Source organism: Actinomycetospora chlora (genome assembly GCF_039542135.1).
Taxonomy (GTDB): domain Bacteria; phylum Actinomycetota; class Actinomycetes; order Mycobacteriales; family Pseudonocardiaceae; genus Actinomycetospora; species Actinomycetospora chlora.
In genome coordinates this window covers 1-21524 of record NZ_BAABHO010000070.1, presented here as the reverse complement: position 1 = coordinate 21524, position 21524 = coordinate 1, and the positions used below count along the sequence as shown (strand labels likewise).

The following is a 21524-nucleotide window of genomic DNA, read 5'->3' as shown; positions in this document are numbered from 1 at the left end:
ACTGGGGATGGAGCCCCGCCGCCCAGTATTCCTACTGTCGGGGCATCAGCACGCCGATCTCACTGACTCGGAGTACACGATGAGCACCGACACCGTCGACATGTTCCCCCTGATGGGCGCCCAGGCCACGGTCCTCGCCGCCGGCGACACCACCGGCGACGCCTGGGAGGCGTTGCAGCTCGACCTGGCCCCGGGGGCGCGCTCACCCAGACACACGCTCGGGGCCGACAAGCTCTTCGCCGTCGTCGGCGGCACGGTGACGATCGAGGTCGGCGACGAGACGCGGACGGTGTCCGACGGTCCGGTGTGGATCCCCGCGGGCGTCCCGCACTGCTACCGCAACACCTCCGACGCGCCCGCCCGGATGCTCGTGGTCGTCACCGGGCGCAGCCAGGTCGAGTTCCTGCGCGGGATGAGCCGCCTCACCGCGGACGGGCCCCCGGACCCGGCCGCCGTCGCGGCCCACACCGCGGCCCACGGCGTGGCCATCCTGCCGGCGGGAGACGGAGCGGGGCGGAGCTCGACCACGAGGAGCTGAGCGCTCAGGCGGTCGGGCTGCTCGACAGGCCCAGCAGCTCGACCGCCTCCTCCCGCATCTGGACCTTGCGGACCTTGCCGGTGACGGTCATGGGGAACTCGTCGACGACGTGGACGTAGCGCGGGATCTTGTAGTGGGCGAGCCGGCCCGACGCGAACTCCCGCACGGCCTCGGTGGTCAGCGACCCGGCGCCCGGCTTGAGCCGCACCCAGGCCATGAGCTCCTCGCCGTAGCGCTCGTCGGGCACCCCGATGACCTGGGCGTCGACGATGTCGGGGTGGGTGTAGAGGAACTCCTCGATCTCCCGCGGGTAGATGTTCTCGCCGCCACGGATGACCATGTCCTTGATCCGGCCGGTGATGTTGATGTAGCCCTCGTCGTCCATGACGCCGAGGTCGCCGGTGTGCATCCAGCGGGCCCGGTCGATGACCTCGGCGGTCTTGTCGGCCTGCTCCCAGTAGCCGAGCATCACCGAGTAGCCGCGGGTGCACAGCTCGCCGGGCGTGCCGCGGGGCACCGTCAGCCCGGTCTCCGGGTCGACGATCTTCGACTCGAGGTGCGGCATCGTCCGCCCGACGGTGGAGACGCGGCGGTCCAGCGAGTCGTCGCGGCGGGTCTGGGTGGACACCGGGCTGGTCTCGGTCATCCCGTACGAGATGGCCACCTCGCTCATGCCCATCCGCTCGACGACCTGCTTCATCACCTCGATCGGGCACGGCGAGCCGGCCATGATCCCGGTGCGCAGGCTGGTCAGGTCGTAGGACTCGAAGTCGTCCAGCCCCAGCTCGGCGATGAACATCGTCGGCACCCCGTAGAGCGAGGTGCAGCGCTCCGCGGCGACGGCCTCGAGGGTCGACGTCGGATCGAAGCCGGGCGCCGGGATGACCATGGTGGCGCCCGAGCTGGTGCACGCCAGGTTGCCCATGACCATGCCGAAGCAGTGGTAGAAGGGCACCGGGATGCAGACGCGGTCGGCGTCGGTGTAGCCGATCAGCTGGCCGACGAAGTAGCCGTTGTTGAGGATGTTGTGGTGCGAGAGCGTCGCGCCCTTCGGGAAGCCCGTCGTCCCGCTCGTGTACTGGATGTTGATCGCGTCGTCCGGCGAGAGCGTCGCGGACACCTCGCGGACGCGGGCGACGTCGCCGCCGCGCACGAACAGCCCGTGCCACTCGTCGGAGTCGATGATCACGACCCGCTGCAGCGCCGCCCGCTCCGGGCGGACCTCGTCGATCATCGCGGCGTAGTCGGAGGTCTTGAAGCTGCGCGCGGCGACCAGCAGCGAGATGCCCGCCTGGTCGAGCACGAACGCGAGCTCGTGGGTGCGGTACGCCGGGTTGATGTTGACCAGGATCGCGCCGATCTTCGCCGTTGCGTACTGCAGCAGCGTCCACGGCGAGCAGTTCGGCGCCCAGATTCCGACACGGTCGCCCTTCGCGACGCCGGCGTCGAGCAGGCCCAGCGCCAGCGCGTCGACCTCGGCCACGAACTCCGCCCAGGTGAAGCGCTCCCCGCGTGTGCGGTCGACGAGGGCCTCGGCGTCCGGCCGCGCGGCCGCGGTGCGGTCCAGGTTGTCGCCGATGGTGTCGCCGAGCAGCGGGATGTCCGACGTCCCGGACGTGTAGCTGGGAACGAGGGGCTGGGCGGGCGCCGTCACGACACGACCTCCGGGGAGAACAGTGTGGTCGCGGCCACGATGTCACGTCGCCCGGCGATCGTCACCAGACGAACGGACGTTCGGGTGCGATGAGTCGCGGGCTCCCGGGCCGTCCCACTCGCGACCGTCCGAGGAGGGACCCATGCGATCCGCCCAGCGCCGCTACGTCACCGAGTTCCTGCCCCACGTCGCCGGCGAGCGCCGCGACCTCGCCGACCAGCTGGCCGGCCTCGACGCCGCCGCGTGGGCGACCCCGTCGCTGTGCGGCACGTGGACCGTCCACGAGGTGCTCGCCCACCTGACGTTCTCGGTCGAGGCGAGCACCCTGCCGGTGCTGCTCGCGGTGGCCCGCGCCCGCGGCGACATCGACGCCGTGTTCGCCCGGGAGGCCCGGGAGCGCGCGGCCGCGATGTCCCCCGGCGAGTTGTGCGACCGGCTGCGCACCACCGCGGACGTCCCGCACCGGCTCGGGATCAGCGGGCCCACCGACCCGCTCGACGACGTGCTCGTGCACGGCCAGGACATCGCCCGCCCGCTCGGGCTCGAGCGCCCGATGCCGGTCGAGCGGGTGCGGATGGTGATCGACGCCGTCTGCGCCACCCCGATGTTCGGGGCGCGACGGCGGTTCGCGGGCGTCCGGCTCGTCGCCACCGACGCCGACTGGACCCGCGGCGAGGGCCCGGAGGCGCGCGGTCCGCTCGGCGAGCTCCTCCTGCTGGCCACGGGGCGCCCGGCCGGGCTGGACGCCCTGGACGGCCCGGGCGCCGCGCTCGTCGCCGGACGGATGACCGGGGCCGCCCGCGCGGGGTAGGGCCGGCGCCGGGCTGGGACGATGCGGGCATGCCCGGACCCGCATCCGTCACGGTCGACGGCACCGCGCTGGGCGCGGACGAGGTCGAGAAGGCCACCGACGCGCTCGTGGACGTCCTCGTCGCCGCCGACGAGGAGGGCTGGTACGGCGCCCTCGTCGTCAAGCGGCCCTGGTCGACGCACAACCCGCGCCTCGAGGGCGAGTTCGCCCGCGCCGGCGCGATCCGTCGCTACCTGTGCCGCGAGCTGGCGGCGCTGCTCACGGCGGGCGCCCGGATCTCGGCGCGGGCCGCGCGCCCGCAACCGCCGTTCGACGACCCGGCGTTCTTCGCCGCCCTCGACGAGGACCGCGTCGACACCCGCTCGAAGAAGCTCTTCCTCTTCTCCCCCGAGCGGATGGCGATCTCGATCGACCGGATCGCCCACTACACGGGCACGCCGGCGTCGGCCTTCCAGCGCCACGTGCTGTTCACGAACTACGCGATGCACGTCGAGGCGTTCCTCGACCGGTTCCCGGACGCCGACCGGCCCGCGCGCGACGGCGCCCAGATGCCCGCCTACCACCACCGCACCGAGGCCGGCGACGGCGTGAGCCTGGTGAACATCGGCGTCGGACCGGCCAACGCCAAGACGGCCACCGACCACGTCGCGGTGCTCCGGCCCGACACCATGATCATGATCGGGCACTGCGGCGGGCTGCGGAACCACCAGCAGAAGGGCGACTTCGTGCTGGCCACGGGCTACCAGCGCGCCGACCACGTCCTCGACGAGGTGCTGCCCCTCGACGTCCCGGTGATCCCCAACCACCGGCTGAACTCGTCGCTGCTCGACGCCCTCGAGCGGGCCGGTCGGCCCTACCGGCTCGGGATCGTGCACACCACCGACAACCGCGACTGGGAGTTCAACCAGCAGTCGACGCTGCGGGCCATGCAGCTCAGCCGCAGCGTCGCCGTCGACATGGAGTCGGCGACGATCGCGGCCAACGGGTTCCGCTACCGCATCCCGAACGCGACGCTGCTCTGCGTCTCGGACAAGCCGCTGCACGGCTCGCCCAAGCTCGCCGCCGGCGCCCTGGAGTTCTACGAGGCGTCCAAGCGCCACCACCTCGACATCGCCCTGGCGGCGCTGGACTCCGTGCGCCGCAGCCACCCCGAGGGCCTGCCCAACCAGGAGGTCCGCGCCGTCGACGAGCCGCTGTTCGGGGGCCCGCAGGACCTGTGAGGGGCCTGCGGCCCAGGTGAGTGATTTGTGTCGTCGTGGCGACCCGAAGCACTCACGAGCGCCGGCGGCGGACCGGATGCACGGCGACCTCGGTCGCCTTGACCGCGAACCACAGGTCGTCGCCCGGCTCGACGTCCAGCTCGGCGACCGCGGCCGGGGTGACGTCGGCGGCCAGGCCCTCCGCCCACGGCGGCCCGTCGGGCACCGATGCCGCGCGCAGCCGCACGATCGGGCCCTGCGGCTCGAGCGCGGCCAGCCGGACGGGCAGCACGTTGCGCGGGCTGCCTGCGGGACGGTCGCGGTGCACGGCGACGGCGTGCGGGGCGAACACCGCGACCGCGGGCTCGCCGGGCGCGACCTCCTCGGTCGGCACACCGTGGACCGTGCCGCCCTCGGGGGTGCGGAGGCCGTCGGCGGCCGCGACGCCGGGGACGAGGTCGAGGCCGGCGATGCGCGCGGCGAACGCCGAGCGGGGGCGGGCGAGCACCTCGGCGGTCGGCCCCTGCTCGACGACGTGGCCGTCGGCCACCACCACCAGCCGGTCGGCGAGCACGACGGCGTCGACGACGTCGTGGGTGACGAGCAATGTGGTCTGGCCGGTGTCCCGCACGAGGCGCCGCAACACCGAGCGCACGGCGGGCGCGGCGTCGACGTCGAGGGCGGCGAAGGGCTCGTCGAGCAACAGGAGGTCGGGCTCGGTCGCCAGGGCCCGGGCGATCGCCACGCGCTGGGCCTGCCCGCCCGAGAGCTCGGCCGGGCGCCGGCCCTCGAGCTCGCCGATCCCGACGTCGGCGAGGCGCCGGCGCGCCGCCGCGGCCGCCTCGCGGCGGGGACGGCCGGCGCACCGGGGGCCGAACGCGGCGTTGTCGCGGGCGGTGAGGTGCGGGAAGAGCAGCGCCTGCTGGCTGAGCAGCCCGATGCGGCGCCGGTGCACGGGCACGGCGGTGCCGTCGGCGGTGTCGGTGAGGGTGCGCCCGCCGACGGTGATCCGCGCGTCCTCGGGGCGGTGGAGCCCGGCCAGCGTGCCGAGCAGCGTCGACTTGCCCGACCCGTTCGGCCCGAGCACCGCGACGACCTCACCGGGCGCGACCTCCAGCTCGACGTCGAGCGTGAAGCCGCCCCGCCGCGTCGTCACCCGGGCCGCCAGCCCGCCCCGTTCCGAACGAGGGTGCCCCTCGCTCGGGACCCGCGTGGCGCCCGGGCGGCGCCGGAACCAGCTCACCGCACTCCCGACGCGTCGCGGGTGCGCGTGGCGACGATGACGAGCACCGCGACCACGACGAGCACGAGCGACATGGCCACGGCGCCGTCGAGGTCGTTCTGCGACTGGATGTAGATCAGCAGCGGCAGCGTCTGCGTGGTGCCCTGGAGGTTGCCGGCGAAGGCGATCGTCGCCCCGAACTCCCCGAGCGCGCGGGCGAAGGCCAGCACCGCCCCGGAGACCAGGCCCGGCAGCACGACGGGGATCGTCACCCGCCGCAGCGCGGTCAGCGGGGACGCCCCCAACGTCGCGGCGACGACCTCGTAGCGCTCGCCCGCCGTGCGCAGCGCGCCCTCGAGGCTGACGACGAGGAACGGCATCGCGACGAACGTCTGCGCGATGACCACCGCCTCGGTCGAGAACGGCACGGTGATCCCGAACCAGGCGTCGAGCAGCTGCCCGAGCGGGCCGGTGCGCCCCAGCAGGAAGAGCAGCGTCAGACCCCCGACGACCGGCGGCAGGACGAGCGGCAGCAGCACCACCGAGCGCAGGAACGGCAGCCCCGGCAGGTGCGACCGCGCGAGCACCAGCGCGAGCGGCGTGCCCAGCAGCAGGCAGAGGACCGTGGCCGCGAGCCCGGTCTTCAGCGAGAGCCACAGCGCGTCGAGCGCGGCGTCGGTGGTGACGAGCGCCGCGAAGTCCGACCAGTCGGTGCGGACCACCAGCCCGGCGACGGGCACCGCGACGAGCCCGAGGCCGATCAGTGCGGGGACCCACACCGGCCAGGGGAGTGCGAGCGTGACCGCACTCCCCCGGGCGCGGCGCGGGACGGCACGGGTCACTTCAGCTGGAACCCGGCCTGCGTCAGCGCCGCGTCACCCTGCGGCCCGGTGACGAACGCGATCCACTGCTGCGCGAGGTCGGCGTTCGGGCTGCCGGCGACGGCACCGATGAGGTAGTTCTGCGCCGCGCCCTGGGCCGTGGCCTGCGGGAAGTCGATGCCCTGCACCTGGCCGTTCGTCGACTTCACGTCCGTGACGTAGACCAGCCCGGCGTCGACGTTGCGCGTGATCACCCGCTGGAGCACCGAGCGGACGTCCTGCTCCTCGCTGACCGGGTCGAGCGTCACGCCGGCGGCGCGCTCGGCGGCCTCGGTCGCCGCGCCACAGGGCACGGCGGGGGCGCAGATCGACTCGGTGACCTGCGGCCCGACCAGCGACTGCAGATTCGCGATCTGCTTGGGGTTGCCGGGCTGCACCGCGATCTGGAGCTGGTTGGCCGCGTAGGTCACCGGCTGGCCCTGGATGCGGTTCGCCTGCTGCGCCGTCTGCATCGTGCGCGTGCTCGCGGTGGCGAGGACGTCGGCCGGCACGCCCTGCACGACCTGTTGGGCCAGCGTGTCCGAGCCGCCGAAGTTGAACCGCACCGTCGTGCCCGGGTTGGCCTGCTCGAACTGCGTCCCCAGCTGGTTGTAGACGTCGGTCAGCGACGCGGCCGCGGAGACCGTGAGCGTGCGGGCCGGCGGGGCCGCCTGCTGCTGCTCGCCACCGCCTCCCCCACAGGCCGCGACACCGAGGGCGACGGCCGCGGCCATCGCGGTGAGGACGAGTCTGCGGGCGCTGCTCACGCCATGCCTCCGGGGGTCTCGACGATGATGTGCGACGCCTTGACGACCGAGACCGCGAGGGACCCGACCTCGAGCCCCAGCTCCTCGACGGCCTCGGTGCTCATCAGCGACACCACGCGGTGCGGCCCGCACTGCATCTCCACCTGCGACATCACCTTGTCGCTCTGGATCGCGGTGACCAGGCCGACGAAGCGGTTGCGGGCGGACCGGCCCACCCCCGACGGGTCGGGGGTGGCGTGCGCCTGGGCGCGGGCGAACGCGGCGAGGTCCGACCCGGCGATCACCTTGCGGCCGCTCGCGTCGACGGACACGGGCAGCGACCCGCTGTCGGTCCATCGCCGCACGGTGTCGTCGCTGACGCCGAGCAGCCGGGCGGCCTCGGCGATCCGGAAATGCGTCACGATCGGGCAGTGTAGGGCCGTCGGTGCGCCTGTACAGCCTCGACCGCGCCGCACCTCCGGAGATCGCGGTCGCCGACGAGCGCTCGCCCCGACGTCGGCGCGGTGGGAAGGTGCGGAGGTGGACTTCGCCCCCAGTGCCGCGGCCCAGGACTACACCGACCGCATGCGGGCCTTCCTCGACGAGGTCGTGCTGCCCGCCGAGAAGGTCTACGACGCCTGGCGCGAGGAGCGCCGCGGGACCGACGCGGAGCACGAGCTCCCGCCGGTGATGGAGGAGCTCAAGTCCGAGGCCCGCAACCGCGGGCTGTGGAACCTCTTCCTGCCCGACGTCTCGGGGCTGTCGAACCTCGAGTACGCGCCGGTCGCCGAGGTGTCGGGCTGGTCGCCCGTGATCGCCCCCGAGGCCATCAACTGCCAGGCCCCCGACACCGGCAACATGGAGACCCTGCACCTGTTCGGCACCACCGAGCAGAAGCAGCAGTGGCTCGAGCCCCTGCTCGCCGGGGAGATCCGCTCGGCGTTCGCGATGACCGAGCCGGCCGTCGCGTCGTCCGACGCCACCAACATCACCACCTCGATCCGCCGCGACGGCGACGACTACGTCATCACCGGCAAGAAGTGGTGGATCTCCGGCGCGGCCGACCCGCGCTGCCAGATCTTCATCGTCATGGGCAAGACCGACCCCGACGCGGCCACGCACCGCCAGCAGTCGATGGTGCTCGTGCCCCGCGACACCCCGGGACTGACGATCACCCGCCCGCTGCCCGTCTTCGGCTACCAGGACCAGCACGGGCACTGCGAGATCGAGCTCAACGAGGCCCGCGTGCCGGCGTCCAACCTCCTCGGCGAGGAGGGCGGCGGCTTCGCCATCGCGCAGGCCCGCCTCGGCCCGGGCCGCATCCACCACTGCATGCGCCTCATCGGCATGGCCGAGCGGGCCGTCGACGCGATGGTGCGCCGGGCCAACGAGCGCGTCGCGTTCGGCAAGACCCTGGGCGAGCAGGGCGTCGTGCGCGAGCAGATCGCCGAGAGCCGCATCGAGATCGAGCAGGCCCGCCTGCTCGTGCTCAAGACGGCGTGGCTGATCGACGAGGTCGGCTCGCGGGGCGCCGCCACCGAGATCGCCGCCATCAAGGTCATCTGCCCGCGGATGGCGTGCAACGTCATCGACCGCGCGATCCAGATCCACGGCGGCGGCGGGGTGTCCGACGACTTCCCGCTGGCCTACGCCTACGCCTGGGCCCGCGCCCTGCGCCTCGCCGACGGCCCCGACGAGGTCCACCTGCGCTCCGTGGCCCGCCAGGAGCTCAAGGCGCACGGTTAGCCCCACGTGCGTGATCTTCTGCGCTATAGCTCAGAAGATCACGCACGCAGGGGTCAGGCGGGGGTGCGGCGGACCGGGGCCGGGACGAACAGCCCCAGGCGCCAGGCGTGGCTCACGGCCTGGGCGCGGTCGCTCGCGCCGAGCTTGCGGAACAGGTGCCCGGTGTGGGACTTCACCGTGTGGTCGGACAGGTAGAGCCGCTTGCCGATGTCGGCGTTGGTCAGCCCCCGGCTGACGCCGATGAGCACCTGCACCTCGCGCACGGACAGCTCGAGGCGACGCTGGGCCTCCAGGTCGACGACGACGTCGCGCAGGCCCTCGGCGGGCGCGATGTCGACGGCGCCCGCCTCCGGCCCCGCCGGGCGCGGCAGCAGATCCTCACCGGTCGCGGTGGAGGCCAGGCTGCGCACGAGCGTGCGGATCATCGCCCGCGGCGCGTCCCAGCGCAGGAAGCCGGACGCGCCCTCGGCGAGCGCCTGCTGGGCGGGCGCGTGGGCCTCCGCCGAGCCGGCGACGAGCACCGCGGTGCCGGGCGCGTCGCTGAGGACCCGACGGACGACGGCGAGGCCGGTCGGCTCGGTCTCGGCGAGCCCGAGGACGGCCATCGCGCGCGGGGTAGCGCCGAGGCGCTCGAGGAGGTCGTCGGCGTCGTCGGCCACCGTCACCGCGTCCGGCCCGACGACCGAGCGCACCAGCAGCCGCAACCGCCGGCACGCCTGCGGCCGCTCGTCGTGGACGACGCACGTCGCCCCCACACCCCCACGCTCGGTCACCCGGGTAGACGTACCTCATCAGAGTGAACCAACGGCAGCCGACGCACCGACACGGCGATCAAGAAATCACAGTGGTGTAAGTCCCCCGGCCGTCTATCACCCACATGCGTCTCCGGCGTTTCGCTTGTCGACACAGAGTCCGCGACCTTGCATGGGCGCACACGCCTCCGACCAGCCGGGGGCACGGGGCGCGAGGAGCGGTCGATGCCGGGTGGCCGGGCACGGGTCGGGCGGCGGGCGTCGGTCCTGGGGGCGGCGGCCCTCGGCGCCCTCCTGGCGGCGGCGTTCCTCGCCCCGTCGGCGGCCGCGGTGCCGACCAGCGAGACCTGGGCCGCCGAGCTCGCCGTCGACGGCGGCGACGACACCAACGTCACGGCGACCGACGGCGCGGTGCGGATCGCCGACCTCGACCCCCGGGCGACCAGCACCGGGCCGGCCCCGGCCGAGGGCGAGCTCCTCCTCCCGCCGCGGCGCCCGTCGGCGGTGACCGACCGCGTCGCCGCCGACGTGACCGCCGACGTCCCCGACGGCGCGCAGGTGCTCGTCGCGGTCCGCGGGCTGCGGGACGACAACACCTGGGGCCAGTGGAGCGACGCCCGCCCCGGCGACCCGGCCCGGCTGGCGGAGCCGACCACCGAGCTCCAGGTCCGCGTCACCCTCGTCGCCGCACCGGACGGCTCCGGGCCGGCCCTGCGCCGCCTCTGGCTGACCGCCGACCGCGGCCCCGCCACCTTCGGCGCTCCCGACACGCAGGCGCTGACCTCCCGGGTCTTCGCCACCCGCATCGGCCTCGTCGGCAACCGCACCGCCAACGGGCACCGGGTGGCCCCCGACGACCGCTTCGTCGCCCTGCCCTCGCGCCGCGCCCTGAGCCCCCGGGACGCCGGCGACTACACCGTGCGCGTCTGCGCGACCGAGACCCGGTGCACGTGGGCGCCGGTCTGGGACCTCGGCCCGTGGAACACCGTCGACGACTACTGGAGCCCGGTCGGGCAGCGTCAGCAGTTCGGCGACCTGCCCCGTGGGCGGGCCGAGGCGGAAGCGGCCTACACCGACGGCTACAACGGCGGCCGCGACGCCTCGGGCCGGCGCGTGGGCAACCCGGCCGGCATCGACCTCGCCGACGGCACCTTCCGCCAGGACCTCGGGCTCACCGACAACGCGTGGGTCACCGTCACCTACCTCTGGACCGGCACCGGGCCCACCGGCGCCGCCCGCGACCCCGGCGCCCGGCTCGACGTCCGCTCCGCACCGCTGGCCGACGCCCCGGTCGTCGGCGTCGTCGCGCCCCGCGCGCGGCTGGCCTACGAGTGCGCGACCAGCACCGGCGCCGGCCGCACCGGCGTCGGCGAGCGCTGGATCCGCGTCGGCACCGCCCAGTTCGTCCCGGCCGACCAGGTGGAGGCGCGCGATGTCCCGTCCTGCTGATGCCGCCCTCGCCGTCGCCGCCGGCGCGGTCGGCCTCGCCACGGTCCTGGCCGTGCTGGCCGCCCCGGCGTCCGCGACGACGCCGTCCCCCGCGCCGCCCGAGAGCTGGGCCGCCGAGCTCGCCCTCGACGGCGGCGACGACCCCGGCGTCACGGTCGTCGACGGCACGGTGCAGCTCGCCGGCGACGACGAGGGCCGGCTGGTGCTCGCCCCGCGACGCACCCGCGGGGTGATCGACCGCGTCGCCGGTGACGCCGCCGCCGACGTGCCGTCCGGTGCGTCGGTCGTCGTCGAGGCCCGCGGGCTGGGACGCGACGGAGGCTGGGGCCCGTGGGTCACGGTGCCCCGGGACGGCACCGTCACCCTCGGCGCGCCGACCACCGAGCTGTCGGTCCGGGTCCTGCTGCGGCGCTCCACGGGCGGCGCGAGCCCGGTGCTGCGCGGGCTCTGGCTGACGACCTCCGCGACCCCGGCCTCCCCCGCGCCGACCACCACGACCACCACCGCCCGGCCCACGACCACCACCACGGAGCCGACCAGCACGACGACGTCCACGACGACGACGGCGCCGACCACCACGACCACCACCACGGTCGAGCCGACCACGACAACGACGACGACCACGCCGCGGCCGACCACCACCACGACCACCGCGCGGCCGACGACGACCACGACGGAGCCCGCCACCACCACGACCACGGCCGAGCCCACCAGCACCACCACCCGGCCGACGACCACGACCACGACCCGGCCGACCACGACCCGGCCGAGCACCACGACGACCACCACGACCGCCGAGCCGACGTGCACGACGACGACGCCGCCGGGTCGCCGCCGTTCGCCGCCGCCGGACGACCCGACCTGCACCGCGACCCCGCCGGTCGTCATCCCGCCGCCGGGGCTGGTGCCCGGGGTGCCGCTGCCCGGGGTCACGCTGCCGACCCTGCCGACGGCGCCCGCGGCCGCCCCGGCGCGGGACTCGTGGTGGGGCGCCGAGCTCGCCGACTGGCTCCACCGGGCCTTCTGAGGGCCTTCTGCCTGATCAGCCGGGGACGGCCACGGTCTGGGCGGTGAGGGTGCCGTCGGTGTCGGGCACGCCGAGCACGCTCACGCGCGAGCCGCGCGGCAGGGCGTCCAGTGGCGCGGGGGCCACGGTCGCGACCAGCAGGCGCGTGGCCGGGGAGGTCCGCACCGGCACGAGACGCCCGTCGGGGGTGCGCACCGCGATGAGCCCGTCGCCGGAGCTCTCCAGGAAGCCCACCAGCGGCTGCCCCTCTCCCGCGGGCGGCGCGCAGGTGGCGCAGCCGACGGCGAGGTAGCGGTCGGCGACCACCCCGCCGACGACGCCGAGCACGAACACGGTGACCATCGCCAGCCCCGTCACCCAGCGCCGGGGACGGGGCCGCGGCGGCGGCTCGTCCCGTGGCTCGTCCCGCGGCGGGGGCGGCGCGTCCCACTCCCCGCTGTCGTAGGGGTCCGGCCCGCTCACGAGAGCACCGACGCCCCGGGGTCACGGGGCACGACGACGCGGTCGCCGGCGCGCAGCCCGTCGCGGATCTCCACCGACACGGCGTCCGCGAGCCCGGTGGTGACGGCGACGACGCGGTCGGGGCTGCGCCCGTCGGCGGGCCGGACGACGACGGTGCCGCGGTCGGGGCCGGTGGGCCGCACCGCGGCCGGGGGCACCACGAGCACGCTGATCGCGCGGGCGACGAGGATCCGCACGTCGGCGACCTGGCCGAGGCGCAGGTCGGGCGACGGGTCGGGGGCCGCGACCGTCACGCCGTAGGCCCCGTCCGGGCCGGGCGCGGGCTCGACGCCGACGACCTCGCCGAGCACGGGGGCGGCCACCCCGTCGACCGTGGCGGAGGCGGGCTGGCCCGACCCGATGCGCGGGACGTCGCGCGGCGCGACGGTCGCGCGCACCACGGGCCGGCTGAGGTCGGCGAGGCGGACGAACGGGCGCCGGGCGACGGCGTCGTCGGGGGTCGGGGAGCCGGCGAGCACGCGGTCGCCGACCTGGCCGGACACCGCGAGGACCGTCCCGTCGCGCGGCGCGCGGAGCACCGTGCCCTCGAGCACCTGGGTGGCCTCGGCCAGTGCCGCGCGGTCCGCGGTCGCCGCGGCGTCGGCGCGGGCGATGCCCGGCAGGTCCGGCGGGACGCGGGCCTGCGCGGCCTCGCGGTCGCGCACGTCGGCGGCGACCGCGGTCGTCGCGGCGGCCACCCGGGCCCGCGTCGGCCCGTCCTCGAGGGTGGCGAGCACGTCTCCCGCCCGCACGAGCGAGCCCGGCGCCACGGTGATCCCCACGACCACCCCGTCCACCGCGAACGACACGTCCGACTCCGACGCGCTGCGCACCGCGCCCGGCGCCCGGACGTCCACGACGACGTCGCCGCGGACCACCGGCACGACCGTCGACCGGGGCGCCAGCAACTGGGGCTCGCGGAGCAGGACCACCGCGGCGCCGGCGCCGGCGAGGAGCACGATCGTCAGGAGGGTCGGCAGCACGCGGCGCCGACTCCCCGACATGGTCGCCGACGGTAGTGCCGCCCGTGCCCCCGGCCGGGGACCCCGGGGCCCGGCGTGTCACCCGTCCGAGGGAGCGCGCCGCGCTCGGCGCGTGGGCTCCTCACCCCTCCGAACGGACTGTTTTCGGGCACCTCGGCCGCAGGTGCTCCTCGCGCTCGCCTGAGCGCGCCGCATCTGCGGATCACGGCCGCGACCTGCGATGACGTCGCTCACCCCGGGCGCGCGGCGCGGTTAGGGTGGTCGTGATGAGCGTTCTCGACCTCGGCGTGCCGGCCGTCCCCGGGGCCGCCGACACCACCACGGACACCAGCGGGCGCCCGCAGGACTCCCGGCTCGTCGACCCGTTCGGCCGGGTCGCCACCGACCTGCGCGTGTCGCTCACCGACCGCTGCAACCTGCGCTGCACCTACTGCATGCCCGCCGAGGGCCTGGAGTGGATGCCGACCGAGCAGGCGCTGACCGACGACGAGGTCGTGCGTCTGGTGCGCGTCGCGGTGGAGCGCCTCGGCGTGCAGGAGATCCGCTTCACCGGCGGCGAGCCGCTGCTGCGCAAGGGCCTCGAGGACATCGTCGCGGCCACCGCGGCGCTGACCCCGCGGCCCGAGATGTCGGTGACCACGAACGCGCTCGGGCTCACGAGGCGGGCGAAAGGGCTGGCGGCCGCCGGGCTCGACCGCGTCAACGCCTCGCTGGACACCCTGCGCCCCGAGCGCTTCACCGAGATCACCCGCCGCGACCGGCTCGGCGACGTGCTCGACGGGCTGCGCGCCGCCCGCGAGCACGGCCTCGACCCGATCAAGGTCAACACCGTCCTCATGCCGGGCCTCAACGACGACGAGGCGCCGGACCTGCTGGCCTGGGCGCTGGCCGAGGGCTACGAGCTGCGCATCATCGAGCAGATGCCGCTCGACGCCGGGCACTCCTGGCAGCGCGACCGCATGATCACCGCCGAGCAGATCCTGGCGTCGCTGGGCACCCGCTTCAGCCTGACGCCCGACCCGGCCGAGCGCGGCGGCGCCCCGGCCGAGCGCTTCCTGGTCGAGGGCCACACGGGTCACGACGGCGGGCTGGCGAAGGTCGGGGTCATCGCGTCGGTGACCCGCCCGTTCTGCGGCAACTGCGACCGCACGCGGCTCACGGCCGACGGGCAGGTGCGCACCTGCCTGTTCGCCCGCTCCGAGAACGACCTGCGCAGCCTGCTGCGCGGCGGCGGCACCGACGAACAGATCGCCGACGCGTGGCGCGTGGCCATGTGGGGCAAGAAGCCCGGTCACGGCATCGACGACCCGGGCTTCCTGCAGCCCGACCGGCCCATGAGCGCGATCGGAGGATGATGAGCACCACCGCCGACACCCGCGTCGCGACCACCACCCTGACCGTCCGGTACTTCGCCGGCGCGAAGGCCGCCGCGGGCACCCGCGGCGAGGACGTCACCGTCCCCCGCGGCGCCACCGTCGACGACCTCGTCACGGCCCTCGCGGCCGACCACGGCGAGGCCCTGGCCCGCGTCCTTGCGGCCGCGAGCTTCCTGCTCGACGAGGTCGCGGTGCACGAGCGCTCGACGGTCCTCCCCGACGGCGCGGTGTTCGACGTCCTCCCGCCCTTCGCCGGCGGCTGATTCTGGCGAAAGCCGCTCGGCGAGATGTCACGGCGTCGTACCGTGGGTGGGTGACGGTGGACAGCGATCCGGCGCCGCTGGGCCAGGACCTCGCCCACTGGCTCGAGGGCCAGCGCTTCGGCGAGCTCCACGTGTTGCGTGCCACCAGCACGGTGATCACCGACGTCGATGGCTACACCGCGATCGATCTCGCGGCCGTGGTCGAAGATCCCACGGGTGATACCTGGCGACCCGAGGACGTGGTCGCTCTGCGACGAGCTCTCCGCACCGAGGCCCAGCGACGGCTCCGCGCCCTCATCGTCTACGTCCAGCTGCGGCCCGAGACCGAGGACGCGGCGGGAGACGACGCCGGCGCGATGCCGTGATCAGGGAGATCGACCCACAACGACTCCTGCGTCATGCGGACGAGCTCGCCCGCGGCGGCGGTCGCGGGCAGCCGAGGAACATCGACCTCCGACGCGCCACCTCTGCGGCGTACTACGCGGTCTTCCACCGCGTGGCGCTCTACACGCTCGAACGTCTCGTCCCCACCGCCCCGAGGTCGCACCAGCTCGGGCTCGCGCGGTCACTGCAACACGGCTCGGTCGCCCAGGTCTGTCGCGCCGTCCTCCATGCACCGGCACCGAAGACGTCCGCACACCACCGACCCGTGACCGATGATCTCGCGGCAGACGTGCGGATCACCGACTTCGCCCAGGTGTTCCTCGACCTCCAGCAGCGGCGGCACGAGGCCGACTACGACCACCTGGCGGACTTCAACCGGCCCGGAGCACTGTCGTCGGTGCAGGGCGCACGTCAGGCCGTCGAGTGGCTCGGTCAGATCAGCAACAGCAACCGTGGCCGGACCTTGTTCCTCCTGATCGCCATGCAGAGCGGGCTCGGTCGGTGACTCCCGCCACGCCTGTCGCCTGTCCGGTGTTCTGTCCGACATGAGCGTCGTCCACGACACCACGATCGGTCCTCTGCACCTCGACGCGTCGGCGCGGGGGCTCACGCTGCTCGGCTTCTCCCCGGTCGAGGGGCCCGACGCCGGCGCCGACGCGACGCGGGTCCTCGACCTCGCCCGGCGCGAGATCGACGCGTACCTCGACGGCACGCTGCGCGAGTTCACCGTCCCGGTCGACCTGTCCGGCCACCCCGCGTGGGACCGCCGGGTGCTCGAGCAGCTGCGCTCGGTCGGCTACGGCGAGACCACCAGCTACGGCGAGCTCGCCGCCGCGACCGGGCTCGCGCCCGGCGAGGCCCGCCGCGTGGGCGGGGCGATGTCCCGCAACCCCGTCGCGATCGTCGTGCCGTGCCACCGCGTGGTCGGCGCCGACGGCAGCCTCACCGGTTACGCGGGCGGGCTGGAACGCAAGCGCACGCTGCTCGATCTCGAGGCCCGCGACCGGACGCTGTTCTAACTCCGGCGGCGCAGGCTCGCCAGCTCCTCGAGCACCGCGGCGACGTCGTCGACGTCCTCGACCTCGTAGGGCGCCGGGGCGTCGACGCCGACCACGACGTCGTCGCGCCCGGCGCCCGTCGGTTCGAACCCGACCGTCACCATCGCCGTCGCGCCGAGCTCGGCGCGCAGCGGGCCCACCCCGTCGGGTGCGACGACGCGGGCGCCGCCCTTCGCGCCCGACAGGAACATCAGCTCGGCGACCTCGTCGGCCGGCCGGTCGGACACCACCGCGACCGTCGTGCCCGCCAGGGCCATGAGCACGTTGAGCGCCTCCGACGAGACCTGCTCGGCGCGGGCCTGCGCCGGGTCGCCCTCCTCGGCGGCGAGGGCCCCGTCGAACGCGCAGGCCACGAGCAGCGTCGGGGTCTCGGCGACGCGGTCGAGCGCCCGCCACAGCGGATCGTCGCTGTCCACACGATCAGCCTGGCATGGTGTTCACGGCGTGGTCCAGCGCCGCCCACAGGTACTGTACGGCGTAGGCGCGGACGGGTCGCCACGCCTCGGCGCGGGCGACGAGGTCGCGGTCGCGGGCGGGCAGACCGAGGCGCTCGGCGGCCACGCGGATGCCCAGGTCGGTCGGCAGGAACGCGTCCGGGTCGCCCAGCGCGCGCATCGCGACCGAGTCGACCGTCCACGGCCCGATCCCCGGCAGCGCGGCGAGCGCCGCGCGAGCGGCGGGCACGTCCGCCCGGTCGAGCACGACCTCGCCGTCCGCCAGGGCCGCGACCAGCGTCAGCAGCGTGCGCTTGCGCGTGCGGGGCATGCCGAGCTCGTCGGGGTCGACGGCCGTGAGCGCCGCCGCCGTCGGGAAGAGGTGGGTCAGGGTGCTGCCGGCCCCGGCGAGACCGTCGGGCAGCGGGGTGCCGTGGCCGCGGACGAGGCGCGCGGCGTGGGTGCGGGCGGCGGCGGTGGACACCTGCTGGCCGAGCACCGCGCGCACCGCGAACTCCTCGGGGTCGGGCGATCCGGGGACGCGCCGCCCGGGCGCCTCGTCGACCAGCGTCCGCAGGGCCGGGTCGGCGCGCAGGGTGGCGTCCACGGTGGCGGGGTCGGCGTCGAGGTCCAGGACGCGCCGGGCGAGCTCCGCGGCCGCGTCGGCGTCGGCGGGGTCACCGACGCGCAGCTCCGCGGTGATCCGTGTCCCCGGGCGCAGCGCGACCACCCCGGGCCCACCCGGCAGCGCGACGCTGCGCCGGTAGGCGCCGTCGTGCCACTCCTCCACCCCGGGCACGGCCGTCGCCACGAGGTGGCCGAAGAGGTTGTCCGGACAGAGCGGCGGGGTGTGGGCCAGGACCCGCTCCTCGACGTGCACGGGACGCCATCCTGTCCGATCGCTCCAAGCCGCACCGGGCGGCGGGTCCCTAGCGTGACTCGCATGCCTCCTCGTCTCGCCCTCTACGAGCTCGTGGTCGCCGACATGGCCGCCACGCTCGCCTTCTACCGCCGTCTGGGGCTGGACATCCCCGCCGGGGCCGACGCCGAGCCCCACGTCGACGTCGACCTCGGCGGCGGCCACCGCCTTGCGTTCGACACCGAGGACACCATCCGGTCCTTCGACCCGTCCTGGACCCCGCCGACCGGCGGGCACCGCAGCGCGCTGGCGTTCGCGTGCGACTCCCCCGCGGAGGTCGACGCGACCTACGCGTCGCTCGTCGACGCCGGGTACCACGGCGAGCTCGAACCCTGGGACGCGTTCTGGGGCCAGCGGTACGCGACCGTGCAGGACCCCGACGGCGGGTCGGTCGACCTCTTCGCGGCCCTGGCCTAGCCCAGGAGCGCCGTCGGGGTCGTGCCCGCGAGCGCGCGGACCTCGCGGGCCAGGTGCGGCTGGTCGGCGAACCCCTCGGCGGCCGCCACGTCGGCCCACGGGGCGCCGGCGCGCGCCCGCGCGAGGGCCCTCTGCAGGCGCAGGACGCGTCCGAGGTGCTGGGGTCCGTAGCCGAACACCGGCAGCGCACGCCGGTGCAGGGTGCGGGGGGTCGTGCCGAGCGCGTCGGCCAGCGCGCCGACGTCGGAGCCGCGGGCCAGCGCGGCGAACACTCGGGCGCCGAAGCGGTCGGCCTCGCCGGGCGGCTCCGCGACGGCCAGGTCCGCGAGCGCGGCCACCGGGTCGTCGGCGACCCGGGCCGCGAGCCCGCGCACGGCGGCGTCGGTCCACACCGCGTCGAGCGGGACGGTGGTGTCGCGCAGCTCGTCGGCACGCACCCCGAGGCGCCGCGGCCCGCGGCCGTGGGTGAACCGCAGGCCGACGTGGTGCCGCCCGCCGCCGTCGTGGTGCCGCGCCGCCGCGTCGGGGCCCGCGACGACCAGGCCGCGCCCGTTCCAGATCACGTCGAGGCAGCCGTCGGGCAGGATCGTGCCCGGCGCCCCGCCGCTCTCCCAGAGGATCACCCCCGGCGCGACCCGCTCCTCGCGGTAGCCCTCCACGCGCCCATCGTGCCCTCAGACGTCCCGTCCGACGAGGTCGCGATAGGCACGCCAGTGCCCGGCCGGGGTCTCCACGGACCGGGCGGCCAGCACGGCGTGGGCGACGGCGCGGGTGACGCAGTCGGCGCCGGCGGTGAGGATCTCCTGCAGCCCGGCGAGGTCGGGGGCCGGGCGGGCGGTGGTGGCGAGGCCGAAGAAGGTGTCGCCGTCGGTCATCCCGTGGGCGGGACGGACGGCCCGCGCGAGCCCGCTCTGGCCGACGGCCGCGAGCTTGGCGCACTGCGCGACGGTGAGCCCGGCGTCGGTGGCGACCACTCCGATGGTGGTGTTCAGCGTCGGCGGCGCCGCGGCCGCCCGCAGGGCCGCCAGCAGCGCGGTGCGGTCCGCGGGCAGCGCCGGCGGCCGGACGTCGCCGGGGCCGAGGTGGCGGGCGGCCCACAGCTCACCGGTGGCCGGGTCGACCGCCGAGCCCGCCGCGTTGGCGACGACAAGCGCGGCGACCACCGTGCCGTCGGCGAGCACCTCCGACGCCGACCCGACGCCGCCCTTGATCCCGCCGACGAGCGTGCCGCACCCGGCGCCGACGACGCCCTGCGCGGGCGGGTCGGCGGTGCAGGCGGCGAGCGCGGCCGCGCCCAGCTCCGCGGTCGGGCGGGCGTCGAACCGCCCGCCCCGGCCGAGGTCGAACACCACGGCGGCCGGGACCACGGGCACGACCTCGTGCGGCTCGCGACCCACCGGGAACCCGCGCCCGGCGGCGCCGAGCGCGTCGGCCACCCCCGACGCCGCGGCCAGCCCGTAGGCGCTCCCGCCGGTGAGGACGACGGCGTGCACGCGCTCGACCAGCGTGCGCGGGTCGAGCGCGTCGGTCTCCCGGGTGCCCGGTCCGCCGCCGCGCACGTCGACCCCGGCCACCGCGCCCTCGGGGCCCGGGAGCACCACGGTGGTGCCCGACAGCGCGCCCTCCCCGGTCAGCTCCGCGTGCCCGACCTGGAGGCCCGCGACGTCGACGATCGTGTTGGTGGCGCCGGGGTGCACGGGCGCCAGACTGTCACGCGTCGACGATCACGCGCAGGGCCCGGGCGGCCGCGCCCGGGTCGGGGGGGCCGCGGTCGCGGAGCTGACGGCGAGCCCGTCGACGCCGGCGGCCAGCACGGCGGCGGCGTTCCCGGTGTCGATGCCCCCGATCGCGACCGACGGCACGTCGACGGCCGTCGCGAGGCGGCGCAGCCCGTCCACTCCCGTCGCGGGGGCCGCGTCGGGCTTGGTGGCGGTGGCGAAGACCGGCCCGATGCCCAGCAGGTCGACGGCGTCGAGGGCGGTGTCCAGGTCGTCGGGGCCGGTCACCGACCAGCCGATCGACGGCTCCGGACCCGCCACGCGACGGGCGGCCTCGGGCGGGAGGTCGTGACGGCCGAGGTGCACGCCGTCCGCGCCGGCGGCGAGGGCCACGTCGAGCCGGTCGTCGACGACGACCGCGACCCCGGATCCGCGCAGCGCCAGCAGCACGCCGACGGTGGCCTCGTAGAGCGCGAGGCCCGTCGCGCGCGGGGCCCGGACCTGCACGGCCGTTACCCCGCCGTCGACGGCGTCACGCACGACGGCCAGCGGGTCGGGTGGGCCGTGCACGGGGTCGACGACGAGGTAGAGCCGCGGGTCGAGGGGCGTCACCCGCCGTCCACCAGGGCATCGGCATTCCGGCCGTCGGTGGCGGCGAGCGCGTCCAGCCACGCCGGCACGAAGGTCCCCGGCCCGGCCGCCGACGCCCCGGCGGCGGCCCCCGTGGCCCCGACGACGGCGTGGGCGGCGACGGCCGCGGTCAGGGAGTCGTCCCCGGTGCCGCGGGCGGCCGCGAGGAAGGCTCCGGTGACCGCGCCGAGCGCGCAACCCGTCGCTGTCATGCGGCCCATCACGGCGTGGCCGCCGCGGACGTGGCGCACGGTGGCGCCGTCGGTGAGGCGGTCGACCACGCCGCTGACGGCGACGACGGTGCCGTAACGGCGGGCGAGCTCGTCGGCCGCGGCGGCGGCGTCGTCGACCGAGTCGGTCGCGTCGACCCCGCGGCCGCCGCCGTCGTGCCCGGCGAGGGCGAGGATCTCCGAGGCGTTGCCGCGCACGACGGCGGGCCCGAGGCGCAGCAGCTCGCCCGCGACGCGGGTGCGCAGCGCCAGGGGCCCGACCCCGACCGGGTCGAGCAGCCAGGGCGTGCCGACGTCGAGGGCGGCGTTCGCCGCCGCGCGCATCCCATCGGCGCGCTCCGGGGTCATCGTGCCGGTGTTGACCACCAGCGCCCCGGCCACGGCGGCGAGCTCGGCCGCCTCCTCCCGGTCCTCCACCATCGCCGGCGAGGCCCCCACCGCGAGCAGCACGTTGGCGGACAGGGTGGTGGCGACGAGGTTGGTCACGCAGTGCACGAGCGGGGTCCGCTCCCGCACCACGCCCAGCAGTGCAGCGGTCATCCCCCGGGCGTTGCCGCTCGCTCGGGACGGGGTCGGACTACGACGAGCGCCCGCGCACCACGAGGAT

General features: G+C 75.7%; 26 protein-coding genes. 12 read left to right on the top strand and 14 right to left on the bottom strand.

Features of this window, described 5'->3' with window-relative positions; all coding sequences use genetic code 11:
• Nucleotides 1-79: 79 nt before the first annotated feature.
• The gene (locus ABD994_RS28140) at nt 80-538 is read left to right on the top strand and encodes a cupin domain-containing protein (RefSeq protein ID WP_345423814.1); all 459 of its coding nucleotides are present in this window, start codon (nt 80-82) and stop codon (nt 536-538) included.
• A 4-nt stretch (nt 539-542) separates the two neighbouring features.
• Here the strand turns inward: ABD994_RS28140 and ABD994_RS28135 are convergent, their stop codons facing one another.
• On the bottom strand, nt 543-2192 hold the full coding sequence (locus ABD994_RS28135; RefSeq protein WP_345423811.1) for an AMP-binding protein: 1650 nt from the start codon (nt 2190-2192) through the stop codon (nt 543-545).
• Nucleotides 2193-2334: 142 nt separating this feature from the next.
• Between ABD994_RS28135 and ABD994_RS28130 the strand changes: the two genes are divergently transcribed.
• Both ABD994_RS28130 and ABD994_RS28125 read left to right on the top strand, forming a co-directional pair.
• Complete coding sequence (locus ABD994_RS28130) at nt 2335-3003, top strand: maleylpyruvate isomerase family mycothiol-dependent enzyme (RefSeq protein WP_345423808.1); 669 nt, start codon at nt 2335-2337, stop codon at nt 3001-3003.
• Between the two features lie 29 nt (nt 3004-3032).
• A complete protein-coding gene (locus ABD994_RS28125; protein WP_345423805.1) occupies nt 3033-4223 on the top strand; it encodes a phosphorylase family protein in 1191 nt (396 codons plus the stop codon).
• A gap of 52 nt (nt 4224-4275) precedes the next feature.
• On the opposite strand, the gene ABD994_RS28120 is transcribed toward ABD994_RS28125, so the two are convergent.
• The 4 genes from ABD994_RS28120 to ABD994_RS28105 form a co-directional block, all read right to left on the bottom strand.
• A complete protein-coding gene (locus tag ABD994_RS28120; RefSeq protein ID WP_345423802.1) occupies nt 4276-5358 on the bottom strand; it encodes a sulfate/molybdate ABC transporter ATP-binding protein in 1083 nt (360 codons plus the stop codon).
• 83 nt (nt 5359-5441) lie between these two features.
• Nucleotides 5442-6203, bottom strand: coding sequence for an ABC transporter permease (locus tag ABD994_RS28115; protein ID WP_345423799.1), 762 nt, complete (start codon nt 6201-6203; stop codon nt 5442-5444).
• A 59-nt stretch (nt 6204-6262) separates the two neighbouring features.
• Nucleotides 6263-7051 carry a molybdate ABC transporter substrate-binding protein gene (gene modA / locus ABD994_RS28110; RefSeq protein WP_345423796.1) on the bottom strand — a complete coding sequence of 263 codons (789 nt, stop codon included), beginning with the start codon at nt 7049-7051 and terminating at the stop codon, nt 6263-6265.
• Nucleotides 7048-7452: a TOBE domain-containing protein gene (locus tag ABD994_RS28105; RefSeq protein WP_345423793.1), complete on the bottom strand. Its 405-nt coding sequence runs from the start codon at nt 7450-7452 to the stop codon at nt 7048-7050. The genes modA and ABD994_RS28105 overlap by 4 nt, the downstream gene beginning before the upstream one ends.
• A 118-nt stretch (nt 7453-7570) precedes the next feature.
• Here ABD994_RS28105 and ABD994_RS28100 point away from each other — a divergent pair, with 118 nt between their 5' ends.
• Nucleotides 7571-8776: an acyl-CoA dehydrogenase family protein gene (locus ABD994_RS28100; RefSeq protein ID WP_345423790.1), complete on the top strand. Its 1206-nt coding sequence runs from the start codon at nt 7571-7573 to the stop codon at nt 8774-8776.
• 53 nt (nt 8777-8829) lie between these two features.
• On the opposite strand, the gene ABD994_RS28095 is transcribed toward ABD994_RS28100, so the two are convergent.
• Nucleotides 8830-9549, bottom strand: coding sequence for a response regulator transcription factor (locus ABD994_RS28095; protein ID WP_345423787.1), 720 nt, complete (start codon nt 9547-9549; stop codon nt 8830-8832).
• A gap of 204 nt (nt 9550-9753) precedes the next feature.
• Between ABD994_RS28095 and ABD994_RS28090 the strand changes: the two genes are divergently transcribed.
• Together ABD994_RS28090 and ABD994_RS28085 are read left to right on the top strand one after the other, a co-directional pair.
• A complete protein-coding gene (locus tag ABD994_RS28090; protein ID WP_345423784.1) occupies nt 9754-10977 on the top strand; it encodes a hypothetical protein in 1224 nt (407 codons plus the stop codon).
• A complete protein-coding gene (locus ABD994_RS28085; protein ID WP_345423781.1) occupies nt 10961-12004 on the top strand; it encodes a hypothetical protein in 1044 nt (347 codons plus the stop codon). Before ABD994_RS28090 ends, ABD994_RS28085 begins: the two co-directional genes overlap by 17 nt.
• A 15-nt stretch (nt 12005-12019) precedes the next feature.
• Here ABD994_RS28085 and ABD994_RS28080 read toward each other — a convergent pair whose 3' ends face one another.
• A complete protein-coding gene (locus ABD994_RS28080; RefSeq protein ID WP_345423778.1) occupies nt 12020-12466 on the bottom strand; it encodes a hypothetical protein in 447 nt (148 codons plus the stop codon).
• Nucleotides 12463-13509 (bottom strand): efflux RND transporter periplasmic adaptor subunit, encoded by a 1047-nt coding sequence (locus ABD994_RS28075; RefSeq protein ID WP_345423775.1) that lies wholly within the window; start codon nt 13507-13509, stop codon nt 12463-12465. Before ABD994_RS28075 ends, ABD994_RS28080 begins: the two co-directional genes overlap by 4 nt.
• Nucleotides 13510-13754: 245 nt before the next feature.
• On the opposite strand from ABD994_RS28075, the gene moaA reads away from it, so the two are divergent.
• From moaA to ABD994_RS28050, 5 genes are read left to right on the top strand one after another with little or no spacing between them, the layout of a single operon-like run.
• Entirely contained in the window at nt 13755-14843 is a 1089-nt protein-coding gene (gene moaA, locus ABD994_RS28070) for a GTP 3',8-cyclase MoaA (RefSeq protein ID WP_345423772.1), read from the top strand.
• Nucleotides 14843-15127 (top strand): MoaD/ThiS family protein, encoded by a 285-nt coding sequence (locus tag ABD994_RS28065; protein WP_345423769.1) that lies wholly within the window; start codon nt 14843-14845, stop codon nt 15125-15127. The genes moaA and ABD994_RS28065 overlap by 1 nt, the downstream gene beginning before the upstream one ends.
• A gap of 50 nt (nt 15128-15177) precedes the next feature.
• Nucleotides 15178-15492, top strand: a complete 315-nt coding sequence (locus ABD994_RS28060; RefSeq protein WP_345423766.1) for a hypothetical protein — start codon at nt 15178-15180, stop codon at nt 15490-15492.
• On the top strand, nt 15489-16016 hold the full coding sequence (locus tag ABD994_RS28055) for a hypothetical protein (RefSeq protein ID WP_345423763.1): 528 nt from the start codon (nt 15489-15491) through the stop codon (nt 16014-16016). Before ABD994_RS28060 ends, ABD994_RS28055 begins: the two co-directional genes overlap by 4 nt.
• A gap of 40 nt (nt 16017-16056) precedes the next feature.
• Nucleotides 16057-16530, top strand: coding sequence for a methylated-DNA--[protein]-cysteine S-methyltransferase (locus ABD994_RS28050; protein ID WP_345423760.1), 474 nt, complete (start codon nt 16057-16059; stop codon nt 16528-16530).
• Here the strand turns inward: ABD994_RS28050 and ABD994_RS28045 are convergent.
• On the bottom strand, nt 16527-16985 hold the full coding sequence (locus ABD994_RS28045; protein WP_345423757.1) for an HAD family hydrolase: 459 nt from the start codon (nt 16983-16985) through the stop codon (nt 16527-16529). The two genes, ABD994_RS28050 and ABD994_RS28045, sit on opposite strands and share 4 nt — an antisense overlap.
• 4 nt (nt 16986-16989) lie before the next feature.
• A complete protein-coding gene (locus ABD994_RS28040) occupies nt 16990-17883 on the bottom strand; it encodes a DNA-3-methyladenine glycosylase family protein (RefSeq protein ID WP_345423754.1) in 894 nt (297 codons plus the stop codon).
• Between the two features lie 63 nt (nt 17884-17946).
• Between ABD994_RS28040 and ABD994_RS28035 the strand changes: the two genes are divergently transcribed.
• On the top strand, nt 17947-18339 hold the full coding sequence (locus tag ABD994_RS28035; protein WP_345423751.1) for a VOC family protein: 393 nt from the start codon (nt 17947-17949) through the stop codon (nt 18337-18339).
• Here the strand turns inward: ABD994_RS28035 and ABD994_RS28030 are convergent.
• From ABD994_RS28030 to thiM, 4 genes are read right to left on the bottom strand one after another with little or no spacing between them, the layout of a single operon-like run.
• On the bottom strand, nt 18336-18998 hold the full coding sequence (locus ABD994_RS28030) for an AraC family transcriptional regulator (protein WP_345423748.1): 663 nt from the start codon (nt 18996-18998) through the stop codon (nt 18336-18338). The two genes, ABD994_RS28035 and ABD994_RS28030, sit on opposite strands and share 4 nt — an antisense overlap.
• 15 nt (nt 18999-19013) lie before the next feature.
• Entirely contained in the window at nt 19014-20036 is a 1023-nt protein-coding gene (locus ABD994_RS28025) for a P1 family peptidase (protein ID WP_345423745.1), read from the bottom strand.
• Nucleotides 20037-20063: 27 nt separating this feature from the next.
• Nucleotides 20064-20669, bottom strand: a complete 606-nt coding sequence (thiE, locus tag ABD994_RS28020; protein ID WP_345423742.1) for a thiamine phosphate synthase — start codon at nt 20667-20669, stop codon at nt 20064-20066.
• Complete coding sequence (thiM, locus tag ABD994_RS28015) at nt 20666-21457, bottom strand: hydroxyethylthiazole kinase (protein WP_345423739.1); 792 nt, start codon at nt 21455-21457, stop codon at nt 20666-20668. The genes thiE and thiM overlap by 4 nt, the downstream gene beginning before the upstream one ends.
• Nucleotides 21458-21524: the final 67 nt, after the last annotated feature.

What these genes read in the sequence shown, in the direction of transcription:
- ABD994_RS28140 (WP_345423814.1), top strand. Translation starts at nt 80, where the DNA reads ATGAGCACCGACACCGTCGACATGTTCCCCCTGATGGGCGCCCAGGCC.
- ABD994_RS28130 (WP_345423808.1), top strand. Translation starts at nt 2,335, where the DNA reads ATGCGATCCGCCCAGCGCCGCTACGTCACCGAGTTCCTGCCCCACGTC.
- ABD994_RS28125 (WP_345423805.1), top strand. Translation starts at nt 3,033, where the DNA reads ATGCCCGGACCCGCATCCGTCACGGTCGACGGCACCGCGCTGGGCGCG.
- ABD994_RS28090 (WP_345423784.1), top strand. Translation starts at nt 9,754, where the DNA reads ATGCCGGGTGGCCGGGCACGGGTCGGGCGGCGGGCGTCGGTCCTGGGG.
- ABD994_RS28085 (WP_345423781.1), top strand. Translation starts at nt 10,961, where the DNA reads ATGTCCCGTCCTGCTGATGCCGCCCTCGCCGTCGCCGCCGGCGCGGTC.
- ABD994_RS28075 (WP_345423775.1), bottom strand. Translation starts at nt 13,509, where the DNA reads ATGTCGGGGAGTCGGCGCCGCGTGCTGCCGACCCTCCTGACGATCGTG.
- moaA (WP_345423772.1), top strand. Translation starts at nt 13,755, where the DNA reads ATGAGCGTTCTCGACCTCGGCGTGCCGGCCGTCCCCGGGGCCGCCGAC.
- ABD994_RS28065 (WP_345423769.1), top strand. Translation starts at nt 14,843, where the DNA reads ATGAGCACCACCGCCGACACCCGCGTCGCGACCACCACCCTGACCGTC.
- ABD994_RS28050 (WP_345423760.1), top strand. Translation starts at nt 16,057, where the DNA reads ATGAGCGTCGTCCACGACACCACGATCGGTCCTCTGCACCTCGACGCG.
- ABD994_RS28035 (WP_345423751.1), top strand. Translation starts at nt 17,947, where the DNA reads ATGCCTCCTCGTCTCGCCCTCTACGAGCTCGTGGTCGCCGACATGGCC.
- thiM (WP_345423739.1), bottom strand. Translation starts at nt 21,457, where the DNA reads ATGACCGCTGCACTGCTGGGCGTGGTGCGGGAGCGGACCCCGCTCGTG.